General features: G+C 64.5%; 18 protein-coding genes and 1 tRNA gene. 10 read left to right on the forward strand and 9 right to left on the reverse strand.

The window, feature by feature from the left end; genetic code table 11:
* Positions 1-722: 722 nt before the first annotated feature.
* From HMPREF3097_RS00975 to HMPREF3097_RS00985, 3 genes are read left to right on the forward strand one after another with little or no spacing between them, the layout of a single operon-like run.
* On the forward strand, positions 723-2,657 hold the full coding sequence (locus tag HMPREF3097_RS00975; RefSeq protein WP_070760200.1) for a type I restriction-modification system subunit M: 1,935 nt from the start codon (positions 723-725) through the stop codon (positions 2,655-2,657).
* 59 nt (positions 2,658-2,716) lie between these two features.
* Entirely contained in the window at positions 2,717-3,886 is a 1,170-nt protein-coding gene (locus tag HMPREF3097_RS00980) for a restriction endonuclease subunit S (protein ID WP_070759135.1), read from the forward strand.
* The gene (locus HMPREF3097_RS00985) at positions 3,879-6,968 is read left to right on the forward strand and encodes a type I restriction endonuclease subunit R (protein WP_070760202.1); all 3,090 of its coding nucleotides are present in this window, start codon (positions 3,879-3,881) and stop codon (positions 6,966-6,968) included. Before HMPREF3097_RS00980 ends, HMPREF3097_RS00985 begins: the two co-directional genes overlap by 8 nt.
* 172 nt (positions 6,969-7,140) lie before the next feature.
* Here HMPREF3097_RS00985 and HMPREF3097_RS00990 read toward each other — a convergent pair.
* Together HMPREF3097_RS00990 and rraA are read right to left on the reverse strand one after the other, a co-directional pair.
* A tRNA-Pro gene (locus HMPREF3097_RS00990) sits at positions 7,141-7,217 on the reverse strand.
* A gap of 62 nt (positions 7,218-7,279) precedes the next feature.
* A complete protein-coding gene (gene rraA / locus HMPREF3097_RS00995; RefSeq protein WP_070760204.1) occupies positions 7,280-7,777 on the reverse strand; it encodes a ribonuclease E activity regulator RraA in 498 nt (165 codons plus the stop codon).
* 134 nt (positions 7,778-7,911) lie between these two features.
* Here rraA and secA2 point away from each other — a divergent pair, with 134 nt between their 5' ends.
* The 4 genes from secA2 (at position 7,912) to HMPREF3097_RS01015 (ending at position 12,309) form a co-directional block, all read left to right on the forward strand.
* Entirely contained in the window at positions 7,912-10,233 is a 2,322-nt protein-coding gene (secA2, locus tag HMPREF3097_RS01000; RefSeq protein WP_070760206.1) for an accessory Sec system translocase SecA2, read from the forward strand.
* Positions 10,234-10,329: 96 nt separating this feature from the next.
* Positions 10,330-10,764: an oxoglutarate dehydrogenase inhibitor Odhl gene (gene odhI, locus HMPREF3097_RS01005; RefSeq protein ID WP_070759131.1), complete on the forward strand. Its 435-nt coding sequence runs from the start codon at positions 10,330-10,332 to the stop codon at positions 10,762-10,764.
* Between the two features lie 5 nt (positions 10,765-10,769).
* Positions 10,770-11,513: a transcriptional regulator FtsR gene (locus HMPREF3097_RS01010; RefSeq protein WP_070760208.1), complete on the forward strand. Its 744-nt coding sequence runs from the start codon at positions 10,770-10,772 to the stop codon at positions 11,511-11,513.
* A 262-nt stretch (positions 11,514-11,775) separates the two neighbouring features.
* Complete coding sequence (locus tag HMPREF3097_RS01015; protein ID WP_070759129.1) at positions 11,776-12,309, forward strand: MerR family transcriptional regulator; 534 nt, start codon at positions 11,776-11,778, stop codon at positions 12,307-12,309.
* 54 nt (positions 12,310-12,363) lie between these two features.
* Here HMPREF3097_RS01015 and HMPREF3097_RS01020 read toward each other — a convergent pair whose 3' ends face one another.
* The 6 genes from HMPREF3097_RS01020 to gndA form a co-directional block, all read right to left on the reverse strand.
* Positions 12,364-13,599 (reverse strand): vWA domain-containing protein, encoded by a 1,236-nt coding sequence (locus HMPREF3097_RS01020; RefSeq protein WP_070760210.1) that lies wholly within the window; start codon positions 13,597-13,599, stop codon positions 12,364-12,366.
* A gap of 64 nt (positions 13,600-13,663) precedes the next feature.
* The gene (locus tag HMPREF3097_RS01025; RefSeq protein WP_070760212.1) at positions 13,664-14,611 is read right to left on the reverse strand and encodes a 3-methyladenine DNA glycosylase; all 948 of its coding nucleotides are present in this window, start codon (positions 14,609-14,611) and stop codon (positions 13,664-13,666) included.
* A gap of 46 nt (positions 14,612-14,657) precedes the next feature.
* Positions 14,658-15,692: a hemolysin family protein gene (locus HMPREF3097_RS01030; protein WP_012360316.1), complete on the reverse strand. Its 1,035-nt coding sequence runs from the start codon at positions 15,690-15,692 to the stop codon at positions 14,658-14,660.
* Positions 15,692-17,089, reverse strand: a complete 1,398-nt coding sequence (locus tag HMPREF3097_RS01035) for a hemolysin family protein (protein WP_070760214.1) — start codon at positions 17,087-17,089, stop codon at positions 15,692-15,694. Before HMPREF3097_RS01035 ends, HMPREF3097_RS01030 begins: the two co-directional genes overlap by 1 nt.
* Before the next feature lie 78 nt (positions 17,090-17,167).
* Positions 17,168-18,343 carry a DEAD/DEAH box helicase gene (locus HMPREF3097_RS01040; RefSeq protein ID WP_371260055.1) on the reverse strand — a complete coding sequence of 392 codons (1,176 nt, stop codon included), beginning with the start codon at positions 18,341-18,343 and terminating at the stop codon, positions 17,168-17,170.
* A gap of 126 nt (positions 18,344-18,469) precedes the next feature.
* Positions 18,470-19,969 carry an NADP-dependent phosphogluconate dehydrogenase gene (gndA, locus tag HMPREF3097_RS01045; RefSeq protein WP_070760218.1) on the reverse strand — a complete coding sequence of 500 codons (1,500 nt, stop codon included), beginning with the start codon at positions 19,967-19,969 and terminating at the stop codon, positions 18,470-18,472.
* 43 nt (positions 19,970-20,012) lie between these two features.
* On the opposite strand from gndA, the gene HMPREF3097_RS01050 reads away from it, so the two are divergent.
* Positions 20,013-20,492, forward strand: a complete 480-nt coding sequence (locus HMPREF3097_RS01050; protein WP_070760220.1) for a PaaI family thioesterase — start codon at positions 20,013-20,015, stop codon at positions 20,490-20,492.
* Between the two features lie 129 nt (positions 20,493-20,621).
* Here the strand turns inward: HMPREF3097_RS01050 and HMPREF3097_RS01055 are convergent, their stop codons facing one another.
* Positions 20,622-22,052: an NAD(P)/FAD-dependent oxidoreductase gene (locus HMPREF3097_RS01055; RefSeq protein WP_012360311.1), complete on the reverse strand. Its 1,431-nt coding sequence runs from the start codon at positions 22,050-22,052 to the stop codon at positions 20,622-20,624.
* Positions 22,053-22,198: 146 nt separating this feature from the next.
* Between HMPREF3097_RS01055 and HMPREF3097_RS01060 the strand changes: the two genes are divergently transcribed.
* Together HMPREF3097_RS01060 and HMPREF3097_RS01065 are read left to right on the forward strand one after the other, a co-directional pair.
* Positions 22,199-23,701: a class I SAM-dependent methyltransferase gene (locus HMPREF3097_RS01060; RefSeq protein WP_070760222.1), complete on the forward strand. Its 1,503-nt coding sequence runs from the start codon at positions 22,199-22,201 to the stop codon at positions 23,699-23,701.
* A 149-nt stretch (positions 23,702-23,850) separates the two neighbouring features.
* Positions 23,851-25,557 carry an FAD-binding dehydrogenase gene (locus HMPREF3097_RS01065; protein WP_070760224.1) on the forward strand — a complete coding sequence of 569 codons (1,707 nt, stop codon included), beginning with the start codon at positions 23,851-23,853 and terminating at the stop codon, positions 25,555-25,557.
* Positions 25,558-25,574: the final 17 nt, after the last annotated feature.

The following is a 25,574-nucleotide window of genomic DNA, read 5'->3' on the forward strand; positions in this document are numbered from 1 at the left end:
GACATGGCTGCGTTGGTTCCATTCTCTGTTCGGCTTCAGCTGGGTCTTTTGTGCCGTGATGGCTTTTCCTCCGGCGTCGGGGTGCTGACGTCGGCACTGGCGGTTCGGTTGTCCGCACTGAAGTCCCGATTGTGGCGCGGTAGCTGAGTCGGGGCGGGGTGGTGCTGCCTGTGTGCTTGCAAGTCACCAGCATCAAACGTCCCGAGGGTGGGGTTGCGACCTGTTCTTAAGTTGCAGGTGGGGGCGTTGCCGTGCCCCCGCTTAGGGGGTCAGTAGTTTTGGGAAAATAAGTGCACACGAAATGAATTGTTAGCGTCAAGGGTGCACCGATCAACCCCCTGGGTGCGACACCTTCCACTAGTAAGGAGAACATCATGTTCGAGCTTATCTCTACCCTGTTTGACGTTCTTGTTGGCGCTATCAGCGGTGCTTTCCAGGCAATCGTTGCTGCGATCAAGGGCTAATATTAGACGGCCTTCGGGCGCGTCTGACCTCCTTCGAGCTTCGGCTCGGGGGAGGTCTTTTCTTTTGTCATGACTTGCTTCCCTAACGGCGATGTATTTCACCAAGGTGCTCGCCCCTGTGTTCGAGTGTTCCAAGCCTGTGTCCGATACCCCTGCTCCAATGGTGACTGAGCGGTGAGAGCGTGTCTCGCAGACTTTTCGGAGCGCGCCGTTTACCGTGGACACATTGTGTTTTCTGGCCCAAGGAGGCATGCCCGGATGAGCACAGCGGAGCTGAACCAGTCCGCCGTTTGGAATACCGCAGATAAGTTCCTGCGGTCCATCGTCGAGCCCGAGGATTATGGGGATTACATCCTGCCCATGACAGTGCTTCGCCGTCTGGAATGCATTCTCGAACCCACGAAGGACGAGGTCCTCGACCTGGTGGAGAGCCTCCAGGGGGAGGGGTACAGCGAGGAGATGATCGACTGGGAGGTCCGCGTTCGCTTTGGCCTGTCCTTCTACAACTCCTCCCGCCTGGACCTGACGCGTATCGCCCAGCTAGACGACCACGTCTACGAGGCGTTGATGGATTACGTCGGCGCGTTCTCGTCCTCCGTGCGCGATGTGTGGGATGCCTTCGACTTCGCGGTGAAGATGAAGACCCTCGAGAACGCCTCACGCCTGTGGCCGGTGGTGAAGCACTTCGCCACCATCGACATGAGCATGGAGGCGCTGCCGGATGCCCAGATGGGCGACCTTTTCGAGCACGTCATGTACAAGGCCTTCGACACCAAGGGCAAGGCCGCGGGTGCGTTTTATACCCCGCGTGATGCGATCCGGCTGATGGTGGATATTCTTTTCGCGTCCGACGACGTCGGCCTGACCGCGGAGGGCGCTTCCCGCACCGTGTACGACCCGACCGCGGGCACTGGCGGCATGCTGCTCGTGGCGGCGCGTGCCCTCAAGGAGCTCAACCCGGATATCGAGGTGGTGCTCGCGGGCCAGGAGCTCATGGCGACGGGTTATGCCATCGGTAAGGCCGATCTGCTGATCCAGGGTGGCGAGCCGGATGCCATCCGCCACGGCGATACGTTGCTCACCGACTTGTATGAGGGCGAGCAGTTCGAGTACATCCTCTCCAACCCGCCATTCGGCACGGATTGGGAGGTGCAGCAGCAGTCGGTGAAGGAGCAGGCGAAGGTGCCGGGCTCCCGGTTCAGCCACGGCTTGCCAAGTAAAGACGATGGCCAGATGCTTTTCCTGGCCCATGTCGCTTCGAAGCTCATGCCCGCAGGCCCCAATGGTGCGGGCGGTCGTGGTGCGGTGGTCTCCAATGGCTCGCCGTTGTTTACCGGTGCGCCGGAATCAGGGCCGGATAAGATCCGCGCGTGGCTGCTGGAAAATGACCTGGTGGATGCGATTATCCAGTTGCCCACGAATATGTTCTACGGCACCGGAATTTCCACCTATGTGTGGATCCTGGATACGAACAAGGAGGAACACCGCAAGGGCTTCGTCCAGCTGATCGATGCCTCCGAGTGCTGGTCGGTGCCGGATAAGGGGTTGGGGGAGAAGCGCCGGGAGATGAAGGATCCCGACCGCAAGCGCGTGCTCGAGGAGTACGCCGGGTTCGGGGACACCGAGATCTCGAAGGTGCTCACACCAGCGGACCTGGGCTTCCGCGACGTGAAGGTCACCAAGCAGAAGCGCCTGCGCGTGGCGGTCACCCCGGAGGCTGTGGCGCAGGTGCTGGAGCACAAATCTGCAGTGCCCGAGCACGCGGAGGTCCTTGCCGACGTGGCGGACGTGAAGTTCAATGACCTGCCGGAGGCGCTGAAGGCTGCGGCCAAGAAGCGTGGTGTGAAGATGCTCGCCGGCATGATCGACGCAGCGCTCGAGGCCGTGGGGGTGCCGGACGAGAGCGCCGAGCCAAGCGTGGACCGCAAGGGCAAGCCAATCCTCGACCCAGCCTTCTCCATGACCGAGCGGATCCCGCTGACAGAGGACGTTGGCGAGCACATGACCCGCGAAGTCCTCCCATTCGCGCCGGACGTCACCTGGGACGAGGAAGCCGCCAAGGTTGGCTACGAGATCCCGTTTAAGCGCGTGTTCTACCGACCAACGCCAGTCCGGTCGCTGGAGGAAATCGACGCCGACGTGGCCGCAGTGATGAGTCGCCTGGCTGAAAAGTTCGCGGAGGTGCGGGAGTGAGCACAGTGACTACGCACCGCACGGCGCCGTTGTGGAAGTTCGCCGAGGTATCACCCCCAATGCCGGAGTTCAACGACCTCACCGAGTCCGACGAGGTGACGTTTATTCCCCTGGAGGACGTCTGGCCGACTAACAAAGCCGACGACTTTCGAACGGTTCCCTGGGAGAAGCGTTTAAACGGATACACCCCGTTTCGCCGGGGTGATCTCCTCCTGCCGAAAGTTACCCCGACGGTGACACACGGGCGCACCATGATTACGGACACCGCCACCGAGTTGGGGGTTGCCTCCACCGAGGTCTACACGGTCCGCGCACGTCCAGGGGCAGACTCTCGCTGGCTCGCGTACCTGCTTGTCGGAACGGAGTTTCTTGGACTCGCGGGGGCCTCCGTGCAGGGAACCGGTGGATTGAAGCGAATCAGTACGCAGTTTGTCGAGTCCTACCCGCTGCCGGACGCCTCGCCAGATGAACAGCGGGCCATCGCGGATTATCTCGACCGCGAGACTGCCGAAATCGATGCCATGAGCGCCGACCTGGACGAGATGGAAAAGCTGCTGACGGAGCGGCGTAGGACCGCAGTGACCGCGGCCTTCAACCAATTCTCTACCACCGCACCCCTCTGGAAATTCGCCAAGGTTTCGCCTTCCACACCGGGAATTTATGACCTGGACAAGGGAGAAGACGTGACGTTTATTCCGCTGGAGGACGTCTGGACAAATCAGAAACCAGGAGTTTTCAAGGTTGCTCCTTGGGAGGACAAACTTGCTTCATACACGCACTTCGAAAGCGGAGATGTCCTGCTCCCAAAGGTCACCCCGACAGTCACCCACGGCCGCGCGATGGTGGCAAACGTTACTACTGAGCTGGGTGTGGCAACCTCTGAGATATACACCCTGCGACCTAGTGAAAGAACGAACCCCGATTGGTTAGCGTTCTTCCTGACGTCGCAAACGTTCCTAGATGAGGCGGGCGTTTCCGTTTTAGGAACAGGGGGCTTAAAGCGAATAAGTACCCAGTTTGTCCAGTCCTTCCCTGTACCTGACATGAGTCGTTCGGAGCAAGACGGTCTGGTCAAGGACATTGACCGCGAAACCACCGAAATCGATGCCATGCTCGCCGACATCACTGAGCTGCGCGACCTACTCGCCGAGCGTCGCGCTGCCGTCATCGCCGCGGCCGTGACCGGACAAATCGATATCCCCACCGCCGAGGAGCCCACCCATGCCTAGCTCAGACATCACCCGCGAATACGCGCACGAGTCCGCCATCTGCAAGGCCCTCGCCGAGCGCGGCTGGACTTACGAGGAAGGCAAGAACGACCAGGGGTGGGATCGGCGCCTCGCGCTCTACCCCGCCGACGTGCTGGCGTGGCTCTCCACCCAGTACCCAGATGAGTACGCCAAGGCGGTGCCCGCGGACGCCCCGGAAGCCACCCGCGAGGTCGCACAGCGCAAACTGCTTGAATATGTCGCCGACCGGCTGGAAACCAAAACCCGGAAGGACCCACAATCCGGGCGTACCCTCGGCGGGCTGCTCGGCACACTGCGGGAGGGCTTCAAATACGCCCAGGTCGGGGCTCGTTCCGCCGCCTTCGGCCCGATGGTCGCCTTCCCGCCCGCGAACCCGTTGCTGGAGAAGGTCGCCGAACGCGCAGAAGAAAACATCCTGCGCGTCATCCGCCAAGTCCACTTCGACCCCAAAACTAACGAGACCATCGACCTCGTGCTCACTGTCAACGGCATCCCCGTCGTGACGATGGAGCTGAAGACCGACAACACCCAGTCGGTGGCGCACGCCCGCAAGCAATACCGCAAAGACCGCGTGCCCAGCTCCAGCCGGCGCCTCCTGCAGCCGGGGCGCGCGCTGGTCCACTTCGCCGTCTCCAATGCCGAGGTCTACATGACCACCGCACTGAAGGGCTCCGACACCTTCTTCCTGCCCTTCAACCGAGGTTTCAACGGCGGGGCTGGCAACCCGCCTATCCCCGGCAAGTCCGAGACCTCCTACCTGTGGGAGGACGTGCTGGAGCGTGACATGTTCCTCCGCATCCTCAGGGACTTCGCTGTCTGGGAACCGGACGCCACACCGAAGCGCGGCACCCCGGGAGGAAAACTGATCTTCCCGCGCTATCACCAGCTGCGCGCGGTGGAGCGGGTCACCAGGGATGTCACCCGGCGCGGGGCCGGTGGCCGTTACCTGATCGAGCACTCCGCGGGTTCCGGGAAAACCAAAACCATCGCGTGGCTAGCCCACCGCCTGATCCGGCATGTGGCGGAGGATGGGCAGAAGACCTTCGATTCGGTCATCGTCGTCACCGACCGCACTGCGCTGGACACCAACGTGCGCCAGGATATGAACATGATGGACGCCTCCATGGGTCTTGTGGTTTCCGTTGGCGAGAATGCTGGGGCGAAGTCCCCGCAGCTGCGCCAGGCAATCGAGGAGGGTGACCATATCATCACCTGCACCCTCCAGACCTTCCCGCACGTGCTGAAGCTCCTCGAGGACGAACAAAACCTCGCGGGTCGGCGCTGGTGCGTGATCGCGGATGAGGCGCACTCCTCCCAGACCGGTTCCAGCGCTTCAGCGCTGCGTGAGCTGCTCACGGACGTCGAGCTCGACGAGGGGGAGGAGTACACCGCCGACGACCTGCTGGAACTGCGGCAGGAGGCCATCGCTGTCGCCGAGAACATGACCTTCGTGGCGCTCACCGCCACACCCAAGGGCAAGACCCTGCGCCTGTTCGGAACCGAAACCCCGGATGGTCACTTTCTCGCCTTCGATACTTACCCGATGGGCCAGGCCATCGAGGAGGGCTTCATCCTTGATGTGCTCGGCAACTATTCGACCTACCAGATGTGGGCCGAGGTCCGTGACGAGCTGGGCCGGACCGAGGAAGTCGATGAGTCTGCGGCCGTGACCGACATGGTGCGCTTCGTGCGCCTGCACCCAACCTCCATCGCGCAGAAGGTGGAGGTCGTCATCGAACACTTCCGCCGCAACGTCGCCCACCACCTGGGCGGGCAGGCCCGCGCGATGGTCGTGACCTCCTCCCGCAAAGCAGCGGTCCGCTGGTCGGAGGAGATGAACCACTACATCCAGTCCAAGGGCTACGACTTCCGCTCCCTGGTCGCCTTCTCCGACGCGGTGCGCGTCGACGAGGGCTCCGAACCGGTCACGGAGGTGCATCTCAACGGCGTGCCGGACGTCGAGCGCGCCTTCAAGGACGATGAACAGGGATACCGCGTCATCATCGTCGCGAACAAGTTCCAAACCGGCTTCAACGAGCCCCGGCTGTGCGCGATGTACGTCGATAAGCAGCTATCCGGTGTCACCACCGTTCAGACACTCTCGCGGCTCAACCGCATCCACGAGAACAAGCCCACCCCGATGGTGGTGGACTTCGTCAACGACCCGGAGATGATCGTCAAGGACTTCCAGCGCTACTACGCCGGAGCCTCCATCAACACAGACATCGACCCGAACGCGCTGCACACCCTCGGCGAGGAGCTCGACACCTCCGGGTTCTACACTCCCGAGGAGATGGAACAGGTCGCTCAGGCCTATATGGCTGGCTCCGACTCGGAGGCACTCCGCGGTGCGGCCGCACCGATCATCCGGCGCTGGCAGGTGCGACGCGATTCCGGCAAGGACGGGCGCGACGCGGCACGCGACTTCAAATCCAACGCAGAGAAATACCGCCACGCATATGAGTTCCTCTCCCAGATCGTCGCCTATGCCGACGCGGAGGTCTCGAAGCGGGCGATGCTTGCCGCCGTGCTGGAGCGCAACCTCCACCTCTCTGAATACGACGACGAGGACGAGGACTTCATCACCGGGCTCTCACTGGCCGGAGTGGCGATCACCCAGAGCGACATCGAGGTGGACCGCTCGCTGAGCGACGGTGGGACCGAAGCGCTGAAAGTGCCTACCTTCGACGTCACCGTGGGTGGGGAAGGCACCCCTATGCGCGCCGCATTCTACGACGCGGTGGACAAGGTCAACGACATCTTCTCCATGGCCGGTGTGGACGTGAACTCCGATGAAACCTCGCAGATGATCGTCGCGGCCTGGGGCACGCTCTCCGAGCAGCCCGAGGCGGTGAAACTGGGTCGGACGAACTCCAAGGAACAGCTCAAACGCTCCAAGAAGTTCCAGGGCGCGGCGACGCAGGCGATCTTCGACGGCATCGCGGAGCGTAAGAAGCGCGATACCTTGCTCTCCAGTGACCGGGACGTGCTCAACGGTGTGATCAACGCCCTGGCCGACATCATGGCCGCGGCTAAGGAGATGGGTGAGCTGGACAAGTAGGGAAGTGGCCCCTGAACTCAATGTCCGTGCCAGATTTGTGCCAAATCCGTGGCTGCATCCGTGACCATGTGAGCTTTGCCATGGGGCTTGGGGGGCGCTGGTTGATCTGCCCGTTGCCCCGACCTGCGGAAACGACTGAAGCCCTGGCCTTGTGGCCAGGGCTTCTTCTACGTGGTCGGACTGACAGGATTTGAACCTGCGACCCCTACACCCCCAGTGTAGTGCGCTACCAAACTGCGCCACAGCCCGTTACGCCCTGTAACAGTACAGCATGGCTCAGGGCACGTACTAATCAGCCCCGCTGGTGGGCATTACTGCGGGTCAACCGGGGATTCCGTGATGATGATGCCGTCCGAGTCCGCGTACACGTACTCGCCCGGGTTGAACTCCACGCCACCGAAGCGCAGCACAACATCCTTCTCGCCAGCACCGGTCTTTGTGGACTTGCGGGGGTTGGTGCCCAGCGCCTTGCAGCCGAAGTCCATCTCACCGATGGCCTTGCTATCACGGATCGCGGCGTTCACGATCACGCCCGCCCAGCCGTTCTTCTGTCCCAGGCCGGCGATGATGTCGCCCACCAGCGCGGTGTGCAGGGATTCCTGGCCGTCGATGACCAGCACGCCGCCCGGGTTCGGCTCGCTGAGGATGGACTTCAGCAGCGCATTGTCCTGGAAGCAGGACACCGTGGTGATGCGGCCGCAGAACTCGACCTTGCCGCCGAGGTCCTGGAACTGCGTATCGCAGGAGCGCGACTCCGCTCCGATGATGTCAACCAAGTCTGCCGTGGGGATAAAAGTGATCTCGCTCATAGCCTCCAAGCATAGGTGCTGGGACGCCCCTGAACAGCAAGGTGCCCCACTTTGGGCGGGCTTGTCCGAGCTGCCCGGTAAAGTGGACGGAGCATTAACAAGCGTCGATCCGACACGAGGTTGTAGAAGAGCACATGGCTGCATTTGACTGGTTCTGGCGTGCGATGGGCACGTCGCCGAAGAAGAATCAGAAGAAGTCCCGGGCGGTCGTCGCGCAGGCCAATCCCGAGCGCTACACCGGCGCTACTGACGACGAGCTCCGCGCCGCCGCAGCAGACGCGGTCGTCAAGGCCGGGGAGGGCGAGAAGGGGCGCATCAAGGACGTCCCGCAGTTGCTCGCCGCCCTCCGCGAGGTCACCCGCCGCACCCTCGGCATCGCCCCCTTCGACGTCCAGCTCCAGGGCACCCTCGCCCTGCTCAACGGGGACGTCGCCGAGATGGCCACCGGTGAGGGCAAAACCCTGACCGGCGCGATGGCCACCATCGGCTATGCCCTGCAGGGAAAGCGCGTGCACGTCATCACAGTCAACGGCTTCCTCGCCGCCCGTGACGACGAATGGATGGGCCCGATGTTCGACTTCTTCGGGCTCACCCACGGCGCCATCCAGGAGGAGCTGACCTCCGAGCAGCGCCGCGAAATCTACCAGCGGGACATCGTATTCGGCGCGATCAACGAACTCGGCTTCGACGTCCTCCGCGACCACCTGGCCACCGAACGCGCCGAAGTTGTCCGCACCCCCGCGGACGTCGCCGTCATCGACGAGGCGGACTCCGTGCTCGTCGACGAAGCCCTCGTTCCCCTCGTCCTCGCAGGCAGCGAGCCCGGCGCCGCCCCGGCCGGCCAGATCACCCAGCTGGTCCAGCGGATGGAGGAAAACGAGCACTTCACCATCTCACCGGACCGCCGCAACGTATTCCTCACGGATAAGGGCTCGAAGTTCGTTGAGGACGCCCTCGGCATCGACTCCCTGTACTCGGAGGGCAAGGACGGCGAGGACGCCGGCCAGACGCTCGTCCAGGTCAACGTCGCCCTGCACGCCGAGCATCTGCTCATTCGGGACGTTCACTACATCGTCAAGGACGGCTCCGTCGCCCTCATCGACGGCTCGCGGGGCCGCATCGCCGACCTGCAGCGCTGGCCCGATGGTCTGCAGGCCGCGGTGGAGGCCAAGGAGGGGCTGCGCGTCACCGACGGTGGGCGCATCCTCGACCAGATCACCATCCAGGCTCTGATCGGCCTGTACCCGACGGTCTGCGGCATGACGGGCACCGCCCTGGCAGCAGGGGACCAGCTGCGCCAGTTCTACGGCCTGCAGGTCTCGGTCATCGATCCGAATGTGCCGACCAAGCGATTCGACGAGGCCGACCGCATCTACGCCACCGATGAGGAGCGCGACGCCGCCGTCATCGAGCACATCCTCGCGGTCCAGGAGACCGGCCAGCCGCAGCTCATCGGTACCCAGGACGTCGCCGCCTCCGAGCGCATCGCCGAGGCGCTTGCGGCTCGTGGCGTGCAGAGCTCGATCCTGAACGCGAAGAACCACGAGGCCGAGGCCGCCGTCGTCGCCGAAGCAGGACGCCCCGGCCACGTCACCGTCTCTACCCAGATGGCTGGCCGAGGTACGGACATCAAGCTCGGCGGTAAGGATGAATCCGCCCGCGATGCCGCCGTCGAGGCCGGGGGACTGCACGTGGTCGGCGTTGGGCGCTTCCGCTCCCAGCGCCTGGATAACCAGCTGCGCGGTCGCGCGGGCCGCCAGGGTGATCCCGGCAGCTCGGTCTTCTTCGTCTCCCTGCAGGACGACGTCGTGGAAACCGGTGGTGCCGGGGAGAGCCTGGAAGCCCAGCCGGATGCGAGCGGTCGCCTGAATCAGAAGAAGGTCGCGAACTTCGTCGACCACTGCCAGCGCGTGACCGAAGGCCAGATGCTGGACATCCACGCCACGACCTGGAAGTACAACAAACTCATCAAGGATCAGCGGGACATCATCGACGCCCGCCGTCAGAAGCTGCTGGATACGGACGCCGCCTGGCAGGAGCTCGCCGAAGCGCAGCCAAAGAAGGCCGCCAGCCTGCAGGAGCAGGGCATCGAGCAGGCCGTGCTGGAGCAATCGACCCGCGCGATCATGCTCTTCCACCTGGACCTGGAGTGGAGCGAGCATCTGGCCTACCTGGACGACATCCGGGAGTCCATCCACCTGCGCGCCATCGCCCGGGAATCGCCCATCGACGAGTTTCACCGCATGTCCATCGCCGCGTTCGGCGACTTGGCAGCCCGTGCGGTGAACAAGGCGGAGGACACCTTTGCTGAGGCGGAGTTCACCAGCGAAGGCGTGGATCTGGATGGCCTCGGCCTCCACAAGCCGTCTGCAACCTGGACTTATATGGTCAACGACAATCCGCTCTCCAGCGGTGGCGGCTCGTTGATCGGCTCCGTTGCACAGATGTTCCGATAGTTATGAACTTGTGAACACAACCGCGGTGACTCTCCATCGCTTGCGGGGTAGTATTGTGTTGTCGTTAGCCAAATACGTTCCAGAGAGGATCTCACTATGAGCCAGAACACCGGTAAGCCGGAGGCATCTGTCGAGACCACATCGGTGTTTCGCGCGGACCTCCTGAAGGAGATGGAGTCCGGCGCCCAGGCCGACGCATCTCCCTCCGGTGTCGAGGGGTTGCCGGAGGGCTCCGCCCTTCTCGTGGTGAAGCGCGGCCCGAACGCAGGTTCCCGCTTCCTCCTCGATCAGGAGACCACCGCCGCTGGCCGTCACCCGGACAGCGACATCTTCTTGGACGACGTCACTGTCTCCCGCCGCCACGCCGAGTTCCGCCGCAACGGTGCGGACTACGAGGTCGTGGACGTCGGATCCCTGAACGGCACCTACGTCAACCGCGAGCCGAAGAACTCCGCGGTCCTGTCCAACGGTGACGAGATCCAGATCGGCAAGTTCCGCCTCGTGTTCCTGAACGGCGCGAAGGAAAGCTAAAAACCGTGGCGGCACAAGAAGGTAACGCAGCGAAGAAGCTGCTCGAGCAGAACCCGGCGCAGACCGGGGAGAAGGTGCTTCCCACCGCCTCCATCGGCGATGTGCTGAAGCAGTTGAAGCCGGACTTCCCGGACGTGACGGTCTCCAAGATCCGCTTCCTGGAGTCCGAGGGGCTCATCACCCCGCGCCGTAGCCAGTCCGGCTACCGGCGCTTCTCCCCGGAGGATATCCAGCGCCTGCGCTACATCCTGACCCACCAGCGCGATAACTACCTGCCGCTGAAGGTCATCAAGGAGCAGCTCGATGCGATGGACGCCGGGAAGGTCACCCCGGTGTACGCCAAGCGCCAGATCGCCGGTGCGATGTCCGCGGAGCAGTTCCGTTCCTCGGAGCCACGCCGCCTGACGCGTGCGGACCTGACGGCGCGTGCTGGTGTGGAGGACTCCTTCACCGGCAGCCTGATCCGCCTGGGGCTCGTCATGGCCGACCAGTCCGGTTTCTTCAGCGTGGACGACATCGCGATCGTGCAGCTGGCAGACCGGCTCAGCGAGTTCGGCCTCGACGGCCGCCACCTGAAGGCCATGATGACCATCGCGCACCGTCAGCTCGACCTGGTCTCTCGCGTTTCTGATCCGCTGAAGCACGCCCGTGACGAAAACGCGCGCCAGCGCTCCGCGGAAGCAGCTCGCGAGGTCTCTGCGCTGTTGCTCTCCCTCAACGCCGCCATCGTGAAGGGCAACCTCGACTAGATTCTCTAGAGCTTTTGGGCCCGCGCCTACCTCCTACAAAGGGGAGGGGCGCGGGCCTTAGTTTTTTTTGGTGGAAGGCGACCCCGGGGGCGTCCGCAAAAGTTATCTGACACGCGTGTTGTTACACATGTGTCGTTTGTTGTGGATGTTAATGTTAACCTTGAACTTGAACTTAAGGGTTTGCGGTTGACGTGTCCGCCGACCCGGCTATTCTTTAACTAGCAAGAGGGACCGCATAAGCGGCCACGGTCAGGAGAAGCGAATGGGTACGAACGAAGGCCAGCAGGATGCACTCTTCGATGTGCACGGGCCAGACTATGAGGTGGGCTACCGCGTGCCCATCGCATGCCAGGTCGCAGGTATTACTTACCGTCAGCTCGACTACTGGGCGCGCACCGACCTGGTGAAGCCCTCCATCCGCAACGCCTCCGGCTCCGGTTCCCAGCGCCTGTACTCCTTCCGCGACATCCTCGTGCTGAAGATCGTCAAGGGCTTGCTGGACACCGGTATCTCCCTGCAGAACATCCGCAAGGCAGTCAGCAAGCTGGAGAACCTCGGCGTGGATGACCTCGCCGGCCTGACCCTCGTCTCCGACGGCACGACCGTCTACGAGTGCCGTTCCTCCGAGGAGGTCATCGACCTGCTCAACGGTGGCCAGGGCGTGTTCGGCATCGCAGTTCCGGGCCTGATGAAGGAGCTCAGCGGAGACATCACGAGCTTCCCATCGGAGAAGATTTCCCAGGACCCGGCGATCGACGAGCTCGCAGAGCGTCGCCGCCGCCGTCGCCTGGCCTAGGCCACAGCCTTCGAGAAACTTTTAAGCCTCGCTGCCCCCTGACCGCAGCGGGGCTTAAAGAATATCCTTGAGTACCCCGTCCACGGCCTTCGCGTCGCGGGCGGGGTAGAACTTTCCGCCCGTCGCCTCCGCGATCTGCGTGAGCTCGTCTGCGGAAACATCGCCACCGATACCCACGATGTCCACCCGCACCTGCGGGTTGGCCGCCGCCAGCTGGGCCTTCAGCTGCTCGACGGAGAGCTCGTCCTGGTTCTTACCGGCCAGCACCACGACCATGCGGCCGGCTGGCTTCTCCGCGCCCGCCGCCGCAGCGGAATCCACCGCCGCCTTGTGAGCGGCCGAGATGGAAACGTTGGCGTGGTTGCCGCCGCCCACATTCAGCTGATCCAGCACCGCACCGGCGGCCGCCCCACCATCGCGGGCCGAGAGGACGACGTTCACGCGGTATGGAGTGCGTGCCCCGGGGGAGAGCTGCGAAGAGTAGTTCCAAAGGCTCACCGCACCCTCGTTCTCACCGACCCTCTGGAAGGCCGAGTGCAGTGCACCGCGCACCACGTCGAGACGGCGCGCATCGCCCTCGACGACACCCATCGCGTCGGAGGTATCCAGCAGGAAGGTGACGTCCGTGCCACGGGCCAGCGCCGGCTTCTTCGCCTCGTCCTTGCCCTTCTTGGAGTCCTTCGCCTTTGCGTCCTCGCCGCTCTTCGCATTCTTAGCACCGTCGCCCTTGCCGCCGGTCAGCGCGGCAACCTCGGTGGTCGGCAACTTCTGCTCCTCAATCGCGAAGCTGGTGAAGTCCGAGGCCGCACGCTGGCCAAGCTCCGGCACCCGGTCACCGGCCTCAAGGCGGAGCACTGGACGCTCCGGCTCGCCCACCGTTGGGGCCTTGCTACCAGCCGCCCGCACGCCGTGATCCTTCGCGGCCGGAAGGACTGCCGCGGCGTCCTCCGGAACCCACGCTGCGGGGACCTCAGCGTCCAGCTTGGCCAGTCCGTCGCGGTCCGCGACCTCGGAGACGGCGGCGGTGACGCAGTGATCGGCGACGACCCGGTCGGCGTCGTTATACGCGTTTACGAGCTCCTCGGCCGCTGCCTTGGCCTTGGGTGCAGCCCAGACGCTCAGTTCGTAGTCGCCCTCTGCGCACTCCTCGGCGGCCACGGTCTCCTGGTTATTCTTCGACACCGCTGACCAACCGATGATCAGTGCGGTGACCAGCACGACCGCGATCAACACGGCCCAGACCCACCCGGCGACCTTGAAGTTATTCTCACCACTCGCGTGACGCGCCATCGACCCTCCAAAAATCGTGTTCAAACCTTCAGTTTAGTGCAGCCCGGTGCACCTCGACCCTGGATCACGTGCCCGGCGCGTCCTGCCCTGCCCGCCGGGGGTGATCCTCGTGGCTGAGCAGCAGATCCAGGAGCTCCAGCAGCTGGCCGCGCAGCTCCTGAGCGCGGCTGGTCAGTTCCCGCTGGCGGCGGACATATTCTGCCTTACCTTCGGCGGTCTCGATGCGCACCGGGTCGAAACCCCATTCCCGCAGGTCATAGGGGCTGGCCTCCATATCCAGCTGCCGGAAGTCCCGCGCCAGCTCGAAGCAATCCACCCACAGCTCGCCTGGCACCACCGGGCCCAACTTGGTCGCCCACTTGTACAAGTCCATGCCCGCGTGCAGGCAGCCCGGCTGCTCAAAGAGCTCCTGGCCCTCCCTGGTGAGCTGATTCGCATTCATCGGTGCAGAGGAAGAAGTGAAGAACCGGAAGGCGTCGAAGTGCGTGCACTTCAGCTCGTGGGACTCCACCACTTCGTTGGTGCCAGCCGCACCCAGCCGCAGCGGCTCCGGGTGCCGCGGGGCATCCCGGTAGACCATCGCCCACTCGTGCAGCCCAAAGCAGCTTAAGACCGCGGGTCGGGCAGCCGTCGCAGCGAGTAGCCGCTGGATGAACCGGGCGGTCTCGCCCCGGCGCGCCAGAAACGCCGCCGGATCCAGCCGCCAGGTATCCCCAACGCGGTGGTAGAAATCCTTCACCTGCGGCAAGCCCTCCACCGAGTCGTCAGGGCGGATCTCCAGTGCCGTGCCCAGCCCCGGGTGCCACTTCTTCAGCTTCCCAGGGGTCACCGGGTAGTAGCTGAAGAGGAAGTCCCACACCGGGTGGCGTTGACCCTGCTTGCGGCGCGCCTGGTGTGCTGCGGTCAGAGACTCCACCCGCTGAATGTGGGCAACCTCGCGAGCCTGCCACTCAGCCCAACCCAGGACACGCTCGGCCGGGCGAGTGGGGGATAACTGCGTATCAGTAGCCATACAGGCCTTCGCTGCCTCCTCTTCTCTTCGGGTGGATCTAGTGCTTCTAGTCGTGGGTCCAGTCGCGGACCGTGCCCACGAGCTCCTCGATGATGTCCTCCAGCATCACCAGGCCGATGGTGCGCCCGTTTTCCACGACCGCGGCCACGTGCGAGGAGTTCACGCGCATCGCGCGCATCGCCAGGTCGAAGTTCTGGGTGCTCGTCACGGTGATCAGCGGGCGGATGGGGACGGCGACGTCGCGGTCGGCGAGGAAGTCGTCCAGGGCGTCCTTGACGTGCACGTATCCCAACCAGGTGCCGTTCGAATCGGCAACGGGGAAGCGGGAGAAACCCGTCTCCACCACCGCGCGGTGCACCTCCATGACCGTCGGTCCGGACGCCCCGAAGGGCAGGGCGTAGACATCCTCACGGGGGATGAGCACCTCGCCCATCGCGCGGCGGGAACTAGCCAGGGCGTTGGAGATGCGGTCCGCCTCGTCGGCGGCGATCAGGCCCTCGGAGCGGGACTCCGCGATCATGTTCGCCAACTCGTGCGGCGAGACCGTGGAGTCCAGCTCATCCTTCTGCTCGACACCGAAGGCGTGCAGCACGGTGCGGGCCATCCAGTTCAGCACGACCATGATCGGGTGCGTAACCTTGACGAACGCCAGGTGCGGCAGGACCAGGTACGTACCGACCGTCTCCGGGCCGGCGAGCGCGATATTCTTCGGCACCATCTCGCCCAGCACGATGTGCAGCATCGTGATCAGCAGCAGCGCAATGGTAAAGCCGATCGGGTGGACGAAACTCTCCGGCAGCCCCAGGGCCGCCAGCGGGGCCTCGATGAGGTGGGCGATCGCCGGCTCGCCGATCATGCCCAACAGGACGGAGGCGATGGTGATACCGAACTGCGCGCCCGCCAGCATGATGGTCAGATGCTCGACGGCGTAGCGGACCTTCTTCGCCCGCTGGTTACCCGAGGCGATCATCGAGTCCAGGCGGTCCTTGCGGGAGGAGATCAGCGCGAACTCCACCGCCACGAAGAAGGCGTTGACCAGGATCAGAAAAGCGGCAAGAAGAATGCCCCACAAATCACCCATTAGTTTTCACCCTCCTCGTCGATGTACTCTGCGGCCTGCTCCTCGGTGATCGGGCTCAGGATCACCCGATCGACGCGGTGCTTATCCATCGACACCACGCGGGCCAGCCAGCGGTTGTTCAGCCCGCTCTCGAAGGAGTCCCGGAGTTCCCGCTCGGAGCGGGGGAGGACCACCTGGTCACCCTCCACCGGCACCCTGCCCAGGGCAGACATCACGAGCCCACCAAGGGTTTCATAGGGGCCGTCCGGGGCGGTGTAGCCGACTTCCTCGAAGATCTCGTCGGTACGGACCAGGCCGGACATCTCCCACATCTGCCCGGTGCGGCGGACCTCGGCGTCCTCGTCCTTATCGTCATACTCATCCCAGACCTCGCCGACGATTTCCTCGACGACGTCCTCGATGGTGATGATGCCGGAGGTTCCGCCGTACTCGTCCGCGACGAGAATCAGCTGCGAACCGGCGGAGCGCACGCTCTGCAGGACGGCCTCGCCACCCAGGCTTTCTGGGACGGTGGGGACGGGGCGGGCGAGGCGCTTGACGGTGGTCGTCGCCAGCCGCTCCGGCTGCAGTGCGACCGCGTCCTTGACGTGGACGACGCCGATCGTGTCGTCCAAATCGCCACGGGTAACGGGGAAGCGGGAGTGGCCGGTCTCCATGGCGAGCAGGATCAGCTTGTCGGCGGTGTCCTCCTCATCCAGCGACTCGACGGTGGAACGCGGCGTCATGATGTCGTCGGCGGAAATGTCCCGGAATCGCAGGGAACGGTCCAGGATCTGTGCTTTGGCCTGCGTGAACTCGCCGGTGCCGGCGGAGGACTTCACGATGGCGGCCAGCTCCTTCGGGCTACGGGCGCTCGCGAGCTCATCGGCCGGTTCGATGCCGAAGCGGTGCAGTACAAAGTTGGCGAGGTTGTTCAGCCAAGAGATGAAACCACGGAAGAACTGGTTGAAAGCCCACACCGGGCGGATCGCGAAGCGCGCAACCTTGATCGGGTCGGTGATCGCCAAGTTCTTCGGCACCAGCTCGCCGAAGATCATGGAGAGGGCCGTGGCCAGGATGACGGCGAGGGTCAGCGCGATCGCCATCGAGGCGGAGTGCGGGATGCCGAATAGATCCAGCATCGGGGTGAAGAACTTCGCCAGGATCGGCTCGGCGAGGAAGCCGGTAGCCAGGGTCGTGATCGTGATGCCCAGCTGCGCGCCGGAGAGCATCAGGGAGAGCTCGCCGTGAGCCTTTTGGATCAGGCGTGCCGGGCCGTCGTTCTTGTCCTTGACGTGTTGGTCGATGGTCGATCTTTCGAGACCGGTGATGGCGAACTCGATCCCGACGAACAGCCCGGTACCCGCGGTCAGCGCAATGAAGCCCGCGAGGCCGAGGATGCTCAGCAGTATGTCCATATTCTTGAGAAGTTGTCCTTGGCGAGGAGTGAGTGGGTGGTGGGTTGTGCGTGCTCCGGCGGACCGGGACGGTGGTGGCTATTCACGGAGAATCCGGCGGACGAGCCTGGTGGACTCGACCTTCTCGTAGCCCAGGTTAGCGGCCCGCATCATGGTCGAAACTTCGCGAACCTGGTCGGGGAAGGCAAGCAGGGCGACCGTGCCGGACGCACCCGCGCGGCCCGTACGGCCCGAGCGGTGTACGAGCGCCTTGGGATCGCGGGGTGGGTCGATGTGCACGACGGCGCGCACTCCCGGCACGTCGATTCCCCGGGCGGCGATGTCGGTGGCGACAAGCACGCGCACCTTACCCTCCCGGAAGTCCGCGAGCGCGCGCTGGCGGGATTGATGGCCGCGATTGCCGTGCAGGGCGGAGACCTTGACCCCGCCCGCGGAGAGGTACTTCGCCCAGCGCGTCACCGCGTGGGTGGTGCGCACGAAGAGAATCACGCGCGGCACCTTGCGTGCGATCGCGCGGACCGCCGCCTGGCGCTGTCCGTTATCAGCGACCTCGCTGAGGAGGAATTCCACCGGGGAGTCCGCGCCCTTGGTGGGGCGTGGGGCCGGGCGAGCCGCCGTGGCTCGTGCGCCTGCCCCGTCTCGGTCATGTGCGCTTCCGGCGTCGGTTGCGGCGTGGTCCGGAGCAGCTGGCGAGGCGGAGCGTGCGCCTGCAGCCTCGATGCGGACTGGGTTGCGAGTCCAGCCCTCAGCCAGGGCCGCGACCTCGCCGTCTAAGGTCGCGGAGAAGAGCAGCCGCTGGCTGCCTTGCGGAGTGCGTTCGAGAATTGCCTGCACCTGGGGAAGGAATCCCAGGTCTGCCATGTGATCGGCCTCGTCCACGACCGTGACGGCGCAGTGCTCTAGGGAGATCGCACGGCGTTTAATGAGGTCGTTCAACCGACCCGGGGTGGCCACGACAAGATCCACCGTGCGGGCCAGGGAGGTGAGATTGGCTCGCACCTTCACCCCGCCCACCAGGACCAGCGCACGCAGGCCCAGAGCTGCGGCATGCGGGTCCAGGTTCTCGAAGACCTGCTCAGCGAGCTCGCGGGTGGGGCAGAGCACCACACCCCTAGGATTGCCCGGCCGGGTCGCGCGCGGCAGATCCCCGGAACTCAACCGGGCCAGCATGGGAAGCCCGAAGGCGAGCGTTTTTCCCGAACCAGTCGGAGCGCTGGCCAGCACGTCCTTGCCCTCAACGGCGGAGGGGATCACGCTGGCCTGGATGGGAAAGGCTTCACGCAGCCCCGTGCGCTGCAGGGACTGTGCGAGCGCTACTGGTAGCCCGAGCGATCGAAACTCGGGCTGGGAAGACGGCGGCTCGGGGTCAGGCGACGGCACTTAAGCCTCGACCTCGCTGCGATCGCCGGACCAGAGGGTGTGGAAGGCGCCAGGCTTGTCCACGCGGCCGTAGGTGTGGGCGCCGAAGAAGTCGCGCTGGCCCTGAATCAGCGCGGCCGGCAGGCGCTGGGCACGCAGGGAGTCGTAGTAGGAAAGCGAGGAGGCAAACACTGGAACCGGGTGCCCCTGCGCGGTCGCGGTCCCGACGACGCGGCGCCACGAATCCACCAGGCCAGACATCTGCTCCAGGAAGTACTCGTCCAGCAGCAGGGACGGCAGCTGCGGGTCAGCCTCGTAGGCATCGACAATGCGGTTGAGGAAGCGGGCGCGGATGATGCAGCCACCGCGCCAGATGCGAGCCAGGTCCCGGGGGTCGACGTCCCAACCGTATTCCTGTGAACCGGCGAGGATCTGGTCGAAGCCCTGGGCGTAGGCGACCATCTTCGACGCGTACAGGGCACGGCGGACGTCTTCGATGAAGTCCTCCCGCTGGGCAGCGTCCACCGGGGCAGCCAGCTCACCGGAAGCGAGCTTGCCCTGGGCGGCCTGGCGGGCAGGGCCATCAGAGGAGAGCGCGCGGGCAAAGACTGCCTCGCCGATACCGGTGACCGGGATGCCCAGGTCGCAGGCGGACTTCACGGTCCAGCGCCCCGTGCCCTTCTGGCCGGCTGCGTCCACGATGATGTCCACCAGCGGCTTGCCGGTTTCGACATCGACCTGCGCCAGGACCTCCGCGGTGATCTCCACGAGGTAGGACTCCAGCTCGCCGGTGTTCCACTCGCGGAAGACCTCGGAGATCTCCTTCGGGCTCAGCCCCGCCCCGTAGCGCAGCAGGTGATAAGCCTCGCCGATGACCTGCATATCCGCGTACTCGATACCGTTATGGACCATCTTGACGAAGTGGCCGGCGCCGTCCGGGCCGATGTGGGCGCAGCATGGCTCGCCATCAACCTTCGCGGAAATGGACTCCAGCAGCGGGCCCAGGGACTCGTAGGCCTCGGCGGTTCCGCCCGGCATGATCGCAGGCCCGTTCAGGGCGCCCTCCTCGCCACCGGAGATACCGGTGCCGACGAAGTGCAGGCCGCGCGCGGAGATCTCCTTCTCGCGGCGGATCGTGTCCGTGTACAGGGCGTTGCCGCCATCGATGATGATGTCGCCCTGGTCCATGAGCTCGGCGAGCTGCTCGATCATGGCATCGGTGGCGGGGCCGGCCTGCACCATAATCAGCGCGCGGCGCGGCTTTTCGAGGGAAGCCACGAAGGCCTCCAAGGTCTCGGCGGGGATAAACGAACCCTGCTCGCCGAAGTTCTCCATGAAGCCCTCGGTGCGGGCGAAAGTGCGGTTGAAAACCGCCACGGTGTGGCCGTGATTCGCGAAGTTGCGGGCAATGTTGGAGCCCATCACCGCCAGGCCAATCACGCCGATCTGGGCGAGCTCGCCATCTGGTGCGCCTGCGGGTGCCTGATTCGAGGAAAGATTCGGTGCCGAAGGTTTACTCATGATTTCCCAGTTTACCCCGACACTTCGTGGTTAATCTATTGACATGAACGAACACGTGAAGACCATGCTGGAGCTCAGCAGCGCTGCCGGGCAGCGTAAGCTCACCGGCGAAGAGCTTGACACACTCAATGAAATTACGACCGCAACCAACGGGCTGGAGGAGACGCTGGGTGTTCGCTACACCGAGGTAGCACCTCATTCCCTCACCCTGCGCCTTGAGGTGCAACCGATTCACCTGCAGCCTTGGGGAATCACCAACGGAGGCATCTACGCCACGCTGGGGGAGACCGCAGCCAGCATGGCCAGCTTCGTCGCCGCGGGCGCGGGCCCGATCGTCGTCGGAACGAACAACAACACCGACTTCCTGCGGCCATCGAAGGCCGGCGACGTCATCGTCTCCACCGCGACCGCTGAGCACCTGGGGTCGACCTCCCACCTGTGGCGCGTCGAGCACCGCAATGAGGAGACCGGCAAGCTGCTGGCACTGACCATGTTGAAGACCGCCGTGATGAATAAGCGGTAGTAGCCCTGCTCCACGGCTACTCGTCGCCGCGCGGACGCAGAGCGAGCCCAGCAAAAATCCCCGGCCACCCACCACGAAGGTGGGGCCGGGGATCGCGGTATCTAGCGCCCTCGGGCGCCAGCGCGGGAACTAGTCGGCGTCAGCCGGGGTGTCGCGACCCTCGCCGAACTTGAGGTTATCGCGCACCTCGAGGGAGCGGATGCCCTTCTCGTCCTCCAGCTTGCGCAGCTTGTTCAGCGCGTTGCGGGCGTGCAGCTGCTGGCGGGTAGCAACCAGCTGCCAGCGGCGACGGGACACGGAGTTCAGGCCCCAGCTGAACGCGGCGATCGCGCGGTTGCGGAAGCCAACCAGGTACAGCAGGTGCAGGGCCAGCCACATCAGCCAACCGATGAAGCCCGAGACCTCGGCCTTGTTGATCTTCACCACAGCGTTGAAGCGGGAGACGATCGCCATGGAGCCCTTGTCGAAGTAGTCGAACGGAGCGCGAGCCTCCGGGCTGGTGCCATTCTCGATCTCGTCGATGATGGTCTTCGCAGCGTACTGACCACCCTGCATAGCGACCTGGGCGACGCCCGGCAGGCCATTGAGATTGATCATGTCGCCGATGAGGAAGACGTTCTTGTGCTCACCCAGGGTCAGGTCCTCGTTGACCATGACGCGACCCGCGCGGTCGGACTCCACACCAGCCTGGTCGGCGACGTGCTTGCCCAGTGGGGAAGCGGCCACACCGGCGGACCAGATCTTGGCGTAGCTCGGGATCGAGGACTCCTCACCCGTCTTCATGTTCTTGTAGGTCACGCCTTCACGGTCCACGTTGGTGACCAGAGAGTTCAGGACGACCTCGACGCCAAGATCTTCAAGCTTGCGGCGAGCCTTGCGGCCCAGGCGCTTGCCGAACGGAGGCAGAACCTGCGGGCCACCGTCGATGAGGATGATGCGGGCGTCGTTGGTGTCGACCTCACGGAACTCCTTGGCGAGGGTGCGGTGGGCCATCTCAGCCAGCTGACCAGCCAGCTCCACGCCGGTCGGGCCCGCACCGACGACGACGAAGTTCAGCAGGCGGCGGCGTTCCTCCGGGTCAGTGGTGATCTCGGCGCGCTCGAAGGCGCCGGTGACGCGGGCACGGATCTCCAGCGCGTCGTCGACGGACTTCATGCCCGGCGCGAACTCGGCGAAGTGGTCATTACCGAAGTAGGACTGTGCAGCGCCCGCAGCGAGGATCAGGGAGTCGTACTCGATGACAGCTTCCTTGCCACCCAGGTCCGCGGTGACGTTCTGGCCGTCGATGTCGATGTTGCGGACCTCGCCCTTGATCACGCGGATGTTCTCGTCGTCAGCCATCAGCTGGCGGATGGAAGGTGCGATCTCACCTTCAGACAGGATACCGGTCGCGACCTGGTACAGCAGTGGCTGGAACAGGTGGTGGTTGGTGCGGTCGATGATGGTGACCGCGATGTCCTTGCCCTTGAACTTCTTTGCCGCGAACAGACCGCCGAAACCGCCGCCGATGATGACGACGTGGTGGCGCTTACCTGCTGGACCAAGGGAGTTGGTGGTCATAAGAAACTAATGCTCCTCAGCACAATATTTTTGGTTTTTGTATTCAAGTTCTCGCTGATATACGGACCCTGTGAGATCCTCACGAAGCGTGCTTCAACAATCCTAATGCTTAAGGCCATCTAAAGCACTTCCGGGATCCACCTGATGTGGGTTGCTTCCTGAGTGTTAATACCCCGTTTGGGGCGCAATATCGGCTAACTTTAGGGATAACTTCACCGCGAATGGCCGAGTCGGCCCCGCGAGCACCGGGAGAGGAGTGTCTGATAGTTCCCGTGGAACGTTTCTCTCTCGACCCCTATATCGACCCCGAGCGGTGGCCGCACCTCGCTGAGCTGCCCCGCGGTCGGTTCCTCGGCAAGCGATCCGAGGCCTTTCGCGAGCGGTTGGAAGAGCTATTGGACGATGAGGGGGTCTCCTTCGACTCCAAGGCCGAGACTTACCTCGAGGTGCGCGACGGGCTCATGCTCGACCGGGTGGTTGCCCAAGGCTGGCTGGGGCTTGCGGAAAGCTACCTGATCGGGGAGTGGCGGGCTGCGCCTCTGGCCAAAGTGCTGGAAGTTCTCCTTCGCCAGCCCCTCGAAGCGCCGATGAATACCTTGCTGGCTGGGATCAGCCCACGAAAGCCGCGCCACGATTTTGGTTCGGTGCGCGCCGGCGAGCTGCCCGATGGTCTCGTGGAGCTGTACGCGGGAGCCACCCGTGCCACCGCCACCGCGCTGTTTGCCTCGGCCGCCCGCACCACGGAAACCGTTCAGGTTGACCGCAGGACCGGAGAGATCCTGGTGGACGATGAGGAGAAACCCGCCCCCCGCGGTGTGGCGGGCCTGACCAGCGGCGTGCGCCGCCGCCTCAGCAGGCCGGAGGAGCCCGTCAGCCTCGATGAAACCTGGTACCTCGAGCCCGCCGACGTGCAGCGCCAGGACCTCAACTCCGGGCAGCTGCGCCGCATCAACCTGATGCTGGACGAGGCGAATGTTGGCCCTGGCGACCGCGTCCTCGAGCTCTCTAGTTCCGGCGGGCAGCTAGCGATTCTCGCGGCCCAGCGTGGCGCCTCGGTGAGCGTGCTGACCTCCGATGAGGAGCACGCCGAGGTGGTTCGCTCCCGCGTGCGTCAAGCCGGCGTGGCCGGTGGCGTGCGGGTGGAGCTGATCAGCGGTCCAGTGCCCTCGCCACGGCAGTGGGCCGGCGAATATGACGCCATCTTCTCCACCGAGCGGCTGGAAACCCTGGGGCGAGGTGGCCTTGGGCACTTCTTCCGGGCCGTGGATAGGCTCCTCGCGGACGGGGGCGTGGCCGTGGTGCAGACCCTGGTCGCCACCCCGCAGATGCGCGATACCGCGCGGGAATCCCTCGACGTGGTGCGTGGCTACATCTGGCCCGCGCTGGAATACTCGCCGGCGGCACTGATCCGCCAGCACATCTTCGCCGCCGGGCTGGACGTCGTCGCCGAAAATCACCTGGGGCCGCACCTCGCGGCGACCCTGCCGATGTGGCGTGCCCACTTCGCTTCCCGCGAGCGACAGGCTGCTGCCGCGGGCTTCGACGCGATCTATCGCCGCCTCTGGGACTTCCAGCTCGCGCTGCACGAGGCGCTCGTGGACGCCGGCGACATCGACTGCATGCAGTTCGTTATTCGCCACCGCCATTAGCGCGAGGCGGGGTCGGTCGTGCGAGGGGTTGATGGAAATTTCGCAATTAACGCACACAGCAATGTCCTTTGCCTAAACTAACCATCTATATTCGCGCCCCACGATCCCGTGGAGCCGAGGCAGATGCCCGTAGACAAGGGGAGGACAGTTTGAGCACGCAGTGGAATCCGGACGTCATCGTCGTCGGCGCAGGCCTGGCAGGCCTCGTCACCGCATACGAGGCCGCAACGAGCGGGTTGAACGTCCTCATTCTGGACCAGGAAAACCGTAATAACCTCGGCGGACAGGCGTTCTGGTCCCTCGGTGGCCTGTTCTACGTCGACAGCCCAGAGCAGCGGCTCATGGGGGTCAAGGACAGCGAAGACCTCGCCTGGCGGGACTGGGAGAACTCCGCGCAATTCGAAGACACCCCGAACGACCGCTGGCCGAAGGCCTGGGGCCGGGAGTACGTCCGTTTTGCCGCCAATGAGAAGCGCAGCTACCTCAAGAACCTGGGGCTCAACGTCCTGCCCACCGTCGGCTGGGCCGAGCGCGGCTCCGGCGACGCCTCCGGGCACGGCAACAGCGTGCCGCGTTTCCACCTGACCTGGGGAACGGGCCCGGAGGTTGTTCGCGTCTTCCGCGAGCAGGTCGAGAAGCTGGAACAGGAGGGCCGCATCCGCTTCGAGTTCCGTCACCGCGTCGACGAGCTGATCACGAGAGCTGGGGCCGACGGGCGCACCCGGATCGAGGGCGTGCGCGGCACGGTCCTGGAAGCCACGGATCTCCCGCGCGGCGAGGCGTCCTCCCGAACGGCGGTGGGTGAGTTCGAGTTCCGGGCGGCGGGCACCGTCGTCGCCTCGGGCGGAATTGGCGGAAACCTTGACCTGGTGCGCAAGCGTTGGCCGACGGACCGCTGGGGACCCGCCCCGGAGGACATGGTCACCGGCGTGCCGGCCCACGTGGACGGCCGCATGATCGGCATCTCCGAAACTGCGGGCGCGAACCTCGTGAACACCGACCGGACCTGGCACTACCCGGAGGGCATGCACAACTGGAACTCCACCTGGCCAGGCCACGGCATCCGAATCATCCCAGGTCCCAGCGCGATGTGGCTGGACGCGGCAGGACAGCGGCTGCCCAGCACCCTCATTCCGGGCGGCGATAACCTCGCGGCACTGAGCCATATTGGGCGCACCGGGATGGGGTACAGCTGGTTCATCCTGAACAAGACCATCGCCGCCAAGGAGTTCATCTTCTCCGGCTCCGAGCAGAACCCGGACCTCACGGATAAGAGCGTGAAGAAGTTGCTCTCCAAGCTCGGCTCCGGCATGCAGGTCGCCGTGCAGGCCTTCATGGATCACGGCGAGGACTGGGTGATCGCGGACGACCTCAGCAGCCTGGTCAAGAAGATGAACGAGCTGGTCGGCCCGGATAAGCCGCAGGTCGACGAGGCCGAGCTGCGCCGCCAGATCGAAGATCGGGACAGTCAGATCGAGAATAAGTTCTCCAAGGACTACCAGATCAACTACATCCGCACCGCCCGCCAGTACTTGGGCGACAAGGTGGTGCGCTGTGCCGCACCACACGAGTTGATGGACCCGAAGCACGGGCCGTTGATCGCTGTGCGTCTGAGTGTGCTGACCCGAAAGACCCTGGGCGGGATCGAGACCGACCTGGCGGGGCGTTGCCTCACCAACGACGGGGAGGTCCTGCCGGGCCTCTATGCGGTGGGCGAGGTTGCCGGCTTCGGTGGTGGCGGTATGCACGGCCAGAACGCGCTGGAGGGAACCTTCCTCGGTGGCTGCATCCACTCGGGGAAGCGGGTTGGCGAGCAGTTGAGGTACACGCTGCCTAAGGCGGGCGCCGGGGCGTAGCGCGACCCACTTGGGGT

Origin of the sequence: Corynebacterium sp. HMSC27B11, from assembly GCF_001815985.1 — a bacterium.
In the GTDB taxonomy this organism is placed as follows: domain Bacteria; phylum Actinomycetota; class Actinomycetes; order Mycobacteriales; family Mycobacteriaceae; genus Corynebacterium.